General features: G+C 67.2%; 6 protein-coding genes and 1 tRNA gene. 2 read left to right on the top strand and 5 right to left on the bottom strand.

The annotated features are described in order from the left end of the window. The 4 genes from ACFTZB_RS42390 to ACFTZB_RS42375 form a co-directional block, all read right to left on the bottom strand. On the bottom strand, window positions 1-1,031 hold a 1,031-nt coding region (locus tag ACFTZB_RS42390), incomplete at its 3' end, for a CHAT domain-containing protein (protein WP_378441458.1). A gap of 12 nt (window positions 1,032-1,043) precedes the next feature. Then, window positions 1,044-2,444, bottom strand: a complete 1,401-nt coding sequence (locus ACFTZB_RS42385) for a hypothetical protein (RefSeq protein ID WP_378441456.1) — start codon at window positions 2,442-2,444, stop codon at window positions 1,044-1,046. 123 nt (window positions 2,445-2,567) lie between these two features. Continuing rightward, window positions 2,568-3,137: a dCTP deaminase gene (gene dcd, locus ACFTZB_RS42380; protein WP_072937534.1), complete on the bottom strand. Its 570-nt coding sequence runs from the start codon at window positions 3,135-3,137 to the stop codon at window positions 2,568-2,570. 9 nt (window positions 3,138-3,146) lie between these two features. Continuing rightward, window positions 3,147-3,770, bottom strand: a complete 624-nt coding sequence (locus ACFTZB_RS42375) for a TetR/AcrR family transcriptional regulator (RefSeq protein WP_378441454.1) — start codon at window positions 3,768-3,770, stop codon at window positions 3,147-3,149. 93 nt (window positions 3,771-3,863) lie between these two features. Between ACFTZB_RS42375 and ACFTZB_RS42370 the strand changes: the two genes are divergently transcribed. Then, complete coding sequence (locus tag ACFTZB_RS42370; RefSeq protein WP_378441452.1) at window positions 3,864-4,688, top strand: oxygenase MpaB family protein; 825 nt, start codon at window positions 3,864-3,866, stop codon at window positions 4,686-4,688. 96 nt (window positions 4,689-4,784) lie between these two features. Next, window positions 4,785-4,858: transfer RNA gene (locus tag ACFTZB_RS42365), tRNA-Gly, on the top strand. Between the two features lie 281 nt (window positions 4,859-5,139). Here the strand turns inward: ACFTZB_RS42365 and ACFTZB_RS42360 are convergent. After that, window positions 5,140-5,508, bottom strand: a complete 369-nt coding sequence (locus tag ACFTZB_RS42360) for a hypothetical protein (RefSeq protein ID WP_378441450.1) — start codon at window positions 5,506-5,508, stop codon at window positions 5,140-5,142. Window positions 5,509-5,627 lie beyond the last annotated feature (119 nt).

The following is a 5,627-nucleotide window of genomic DNA, read 5'->3' as shown; positions in this document are numbered from 1 at the left end:
CGCGCACACTTCCTGCGGCGCGGCGAGGATCCGCACGTCAGCAGTCGCTCCGTCCGGAACGGCAGCACCGCCTGCATGCCGATCACCATCGGACACGCATCACGCACGCAGATGTCGGCCGAGGACAGCGGTCCCGGCCACGGGTCGTCGTCGGTGGCGCCGTCCGGCGCGCGGGCCGTCTCGCAACCCGCGAACACGGCCAGCCGGAGGTCCGGCAGCTGCTGCAACAGCAACGCGAACTCCTGGCTCGGCAGCAGCATCCCGCGGCCGTTGCGCCGCTCCACCTTCAGACCGTCCGGATTGGCGTGACCGAGGTAGTGGAAGAGGTGAAACCCTCGTCTCTGCATGCCCATTCGACTGCGGAGACGTTCGACGGACGGCCGGTCCTCGACCACCACCCGAAGCAGACCACGATCGACCAGGGGCCGCAGTTCCGACAGCAGACTGCGTTTCTCGGCATACAGGTCGAACGGGGCCTCGGAATCCTCGGGGCCCTCCCGCAGCGGACTCGACATCACCAGCAGGAGATTGAGCGGCGGCTCGATCGGCGTGTGCCGGATCGGGTAGGTGCGCGACCGGCCGGACCGCACCACGTGGACGTCGCGTGCCATGGCGAGGAACTGGTCGGGGCGTTGCGGATCCAGCAGCAACTCCCACGGCCACGCGCACACTTCCTGCGGCGCGGCGAGGATCCGCACGAGGAGCTGAGTTCCCGCCCTCCCGGCGATTCCCCGGCTCTGCTGCAGCAGCGTTTCGATGTCGGGGATCCCGAACACCAGGCCCGTCAGCACCTTCCCGACGTCGAGCGCGTGGGCCGCGGCGTCGGGGCGCGCGTGCCGGACGGTGTCGGTCAGCCATCCGGACGGCGCGTCGATCGTCTTTCCCGTGACGTCGTTCGGCAGTTTCCATTCCGGGATCTCGCGCCGCACCGCGAACACCGAGCCCATCCAGGACTGCGCCGACAGCCACACGTGGTCGCCCGCCCGGAGGACGCTGATCTCCAGTTCCTCGAAACTGGTTGCGGGTCTCATGTTTCCGCACTCCTAGGCGTCGCCGGACCGGGCGATCTCGTCGAGGTCGACGACACTCGCGACGTCGGTGACCGGGTGCACCCCGGGAGCGCGCACGGTGATCCGGTAGTCCTGGGCGGGTAGCCCGCCGAGGACTGCCTGCTGCCAGCCGTCGACGGCCGGCGACAACGGGTGCTGCCTGCCCGGACCGCCTGCGACGGGCTCGACCGACGCGACCAGTCGAGCGCCCCCGGCACCGGTTCGCGCGCGGATCACCAGCGGCTCGGCCGTCGTGACGTCGTCGACCTCGAGCGCGACCGATTCGTTCACCGCCGGAAACACGTTCGGGGGCGCGAGAACTGCGGTGGTCAGAATCCCGCCCACGTGGTCGAGCACCGGGTCGTCGTTCTGCAGTGATCCGTGCCGCTGACTGAAGAACGCCGCGTTCTTCCATCCCGTCATGAGTTCGTGCGGGGTGGCCGACAGCTTCGGCACCGTACCGTCCCCGCCGCTCTCGCCGGGCCCGCGGACGGTCATCGTCTCGACCTTCGACCCGGCGAGCCGGGCGGCCCACTTGGTGGGCTGGAAGTCGCCGATCACCGGACGGATGTCGTAGCCCTCGGGTCCCGACTTCACTCGCGCGTCGACGGCGTCGCGCAGATCCCGGTGCAGGCGCACCGCCGCCCCCATCCGGCCGGCGTCGAGCCCCGTGCCCGACCAGTCGAGCTTCCCGTCGTCGAGCGCGCGCCACGACCCGTCGTCGCCCGCCATGCACCGATACGACGGCAGCAACTGGTAGGCGGACGTGAACGACCCGATCAGTGCGCCGAGGTCGACGGTGAACGGACCCCAGCCCTTACGGAAACCGTTGACGAGGAAATCGAGCGCGTTGACCGCACCCGAGTACGGGGTGCCGAACGTGACGAGGGTGCGGGTGTCGCGCCACCCGTCCATCAGTTCGAGGAACAGTCGGGCGACGATTCCGCCCATGGAGTGGCACACCAGCACGAGCTTCGCGTCCGCGTTGCCCGACTTCTCGCGCCACCGCGCCAGCCAGTCGTGCGATCGCCGGGCCAGCGTGCGGGCCGCCACCCGGTTGTCGCGCCGCCAGTCGTAGGGCAGTTCGAAATAGTTGTCGCCGGGAACGGCCCCGAATCGGCGGACCAGGTCGTCGCGGAACTTCGTGTAGCCGTCGATCTTCCAGTCCAGCCCGGGAACGAAGTGGAAGTCCGGCACCAGGCGGGTGGCCACGACGCCGTCGCCGAGGTCGTCGACGTCCGGGTCGTCGCCGTCGAGTTTCAGTGTTTTGATGTTCCTGCCCAGCGACAGCACACTCGCCAGCGCAACGCCCGGTGTCGGTGCCCACACGTCCTTGCCGTCACGGGCGAGGACCGACCCGCCGATGCCGGGCAACAACACGACGACGTCTTTCATGGCGGCCTCCGGGATCGAACGCCCAGGAGAGGGCGGCTTCGAATCCCAGTCTTCTCTTCCTCGCCGCAATACACACGAGTAGCGGACCACTCGGTTTGCAGTTTTTCGGCGGGCCGCCGACGCTCAGCGCTGCGCGAAGTTCAGGTAGGCCTTCGACGGCGTCGGGCCGCGCTGGCCCTGGTACTTGGAGCCGACGGCCGAGCTGCCGTACGGGTGCTCCGCCGCGCTCGACAGCCGTAGCAGGCACAGCTGGCCGATCTTCATCCCCGGCCACAACGTGATGGGCAGGTTGGCGACGTTGGAGAGTTCCAGCGTGATGTGCCCGTTGAAACCCGGGTCGATGAATCCGGCCGTCGAGTGCGTGAGCAGTCCGAGGCGGCCGAGCGAGGACTTGCCCTCGAGGCGTCCGGCCAGGTCGTCGGGCAGCGAGCACACTTCCAGCGTGGAACCGAGAACGAACTCGCCGGGGTGCAGAACGAACGGCTCCCCCTCCGCCGGCTCGACCAGCGTCGTCAGCTCGTCCTGCCGCTGAGCTGGGTCGATGTGCGTGTAGCGGGTGTTGTTGAACACCCGGAACAGACTGTCGAGGCGCACATCCACGCTCGAGGGCTGGACCATCGAATCGTCGAACGGGTCGATGCCCAGACGTCCAGTGGAAATTGCGGTACGGAGATCGCGATCGGAGAGGAGCACAGGTAGAGGTTAACGGGTGTGGATGGCCATCGAGAGCAGCAGTTCGGTGCAGGTATCCACCAGCTCCTCCTCGGGGAGGGTCACGGTCCCGTTCAGCCATGCCGTCAGGGTCTGGGCGAGGCCGCCGACCATGAAGTGCGCGGCGAGGTCGAGGCGCGGGCTCTCGGCCACCTCGTAATACCCGACCGTCTGCTTCGTGACCAGGCCGGCGAACAGTCGCGAGCTGTCGGGGCGACGCTGGGCCAGCACCGCGCTCGACTGCGCCACCGAGAACATCAGCCGGCCGTGCCGCGGATCCTCGGCGACCTCCCGCACGATGTTGCGGACCCCGGCCCGGACGATCTCCCGCTCCCCCGGCCCGGCGTTCGTCACGGCGTCCAAGGTGCTGGTCGCGATGCGGTCCACGACGTGGTCGTAGACGGCGACGGTGAGCGCGTCGCGGTCGGGGAAGCTCTCGTAGAAGTAGCGGGTGGCGAGTCCGGCCTGTTTGCAGACTCCACGCACGGTCAGGGCGTGGTCGCCGTCCGCGCTGCCGAGCAGGTCGAGTCCGGCCTCGATGAGTTGGCCGCGTCGTTCCGATCGACGCTGGTCACCCTCTTGGCCGCCGTACACCCTGTCCGACGCGATTGCCATGCAAACATCTTCGCACTTACCCCTGGACTCGCCACATATATGTGAGTACGGTCGTATTCAGATAGGAATTCACCGCTTGCGACAGGAGTGCACATGTCGACATCTCTCGAGGTGCCGGACCGACTCGAACTCGTCATGGACGGCGCCGGCCTGCTCGCCGGCGCAGCAAACGTGATCATGCAGCTCTCCCACCCCGCCGTCGGATACGGCGTCGTGGAAAGCCGCGTCGAAAGCGGACAGATCTTCCGGCATCCCATCAAACGAACCCGGACCACCCTCACCTACCTCGTCGTCGCCGCACGCGGCACCGAGGAAGAAAAAGCCCAGTTCCGCAAGGGCGTCAACCGCGCCCACGCCAAGGTGCGGTCGGGACCCGACAGCCCCGTGCAGTACAACGCGTTCGACCCCGAACTACAGCTGTGGGTCGCCGCCTGCATCTACCGCGGATTCGAGGACGTCCACCGCTCCATGCACGGCGAACTCACCGCCACCGAAAGCGAATACTTCTACCAGCAGGGCGCCACCTTCGGCACCACCCTCCAGGTGCCGAAAGAGATGTGGCCCGACACCCGGGCCGCCTTCGACGACTACTGGGAGAAAGCGCTCGCCAACGTGTCGATCGACGACACCATCCGCGAATACCTCGTCTCCCTCGCCAAGGTCGAATTCATGCCCACCGTCGTATCCCGACTGTTCGGCCGGCTCAACCTGTTCTTCACCACCGGCTTCCTGCCACCACTCTTCCGCGACCAGATGCACCTCACCTGGACCGCAAAGGATCAGCGACGCTTCGACCGGACCATGAGCACCATCGGCGCCGTCAGCCGACGCATCCCCGTCACCATCCGCGAACTCCCCTACATCCTGCTCATGCGCGACCTCCGACGCAGAATGCGGACCGGCAAACCCCTCGTATGACACTCCGCGCGTGTGCGCGCGTAGTCCGGATCACCATCTGATAATGTTTCCGCCGCAGGGTGTTGGGCCTGCCTACGGGCGCCCAATATCGTGCGCGCCGATGTAGTTCAATGGCAGAACATCAGCTTCCCAAGCTGAATACGCGGGTTCGATTCCCGTCATCGGCTCCACCGTCACCGCAGGTAGAGCGGTTTTCGCGCTCGGCCGCTGTAGCCGCAACTGTAGCCAGTACCTCCTCGGTACCTGCACCTCAGCAAAGACGGATGCCGCCCCGAAGGGCAGGTACAGCGTGCCGCTGATACCCATCATGCGGGACAACTCAGAGAGATCCTGGAGTACGGCCAAGGCGTCGCCGCTCGCAGCGCGGCCACTTGCTCGGCCGTGAGGAACATGTCCGGGTCGTCGACGGCGCCCGGCGCTCCCCCGTGGGTGCCGTGCTCGCTCGGGAGCTTCACGCAGTCGGCGGGGTTGTCGTGTAGGTGGCCGTCCACCACGGCCTGCGCCAGCACCATCCGAACGACGAAGTAAGCTCAACAGTGCTGTTGCCCTTGCAGTCTTTGCGGGCGCGAGCCTTCGGCTTCAGCAGGTTCTCGTACTCACCGCGAGTACGAGGCTTCAAGTCGGTGCGGCTGGCCAGCCATGCCTCCGCCGCGTGAGCGAATAGCTGGTCGCGCGGGACCACGATGCCACCCGGTTGCCTGCGCTCGGCATTCAGCTCGTCGCGGCGAGCCTCCGCCGCTTCAGGTGTGGCGAACGACTGCTGGCGGCTGTGCTGCTTCTTGCGATCTTCGGGCTTGGCCGGGTCCAACGGCACCGGCAAGCCGCGTTCGTCTCGTACCAGCTCGGACTAGAGCGTGTCTGCTATTTGCGGACGCGGTGATGGATGACGAAGGCGGCGAGGAGTACGCCACCGAGATAGGTGGTGGCGTACTTGTCGTA

Source organism: Rhodococcus sp. NPDC057014 (assembly GCF_042673295.1).
Taxonomy (GTDB): Bacteria; Actinomycetota; Actinomycetes; order Mycobacteriales; family Mycobacteriaceae; genus Rhodococcus_F.
This window is presented reverse-complemented; position numbering and strand designations above follow the sequence as displayed.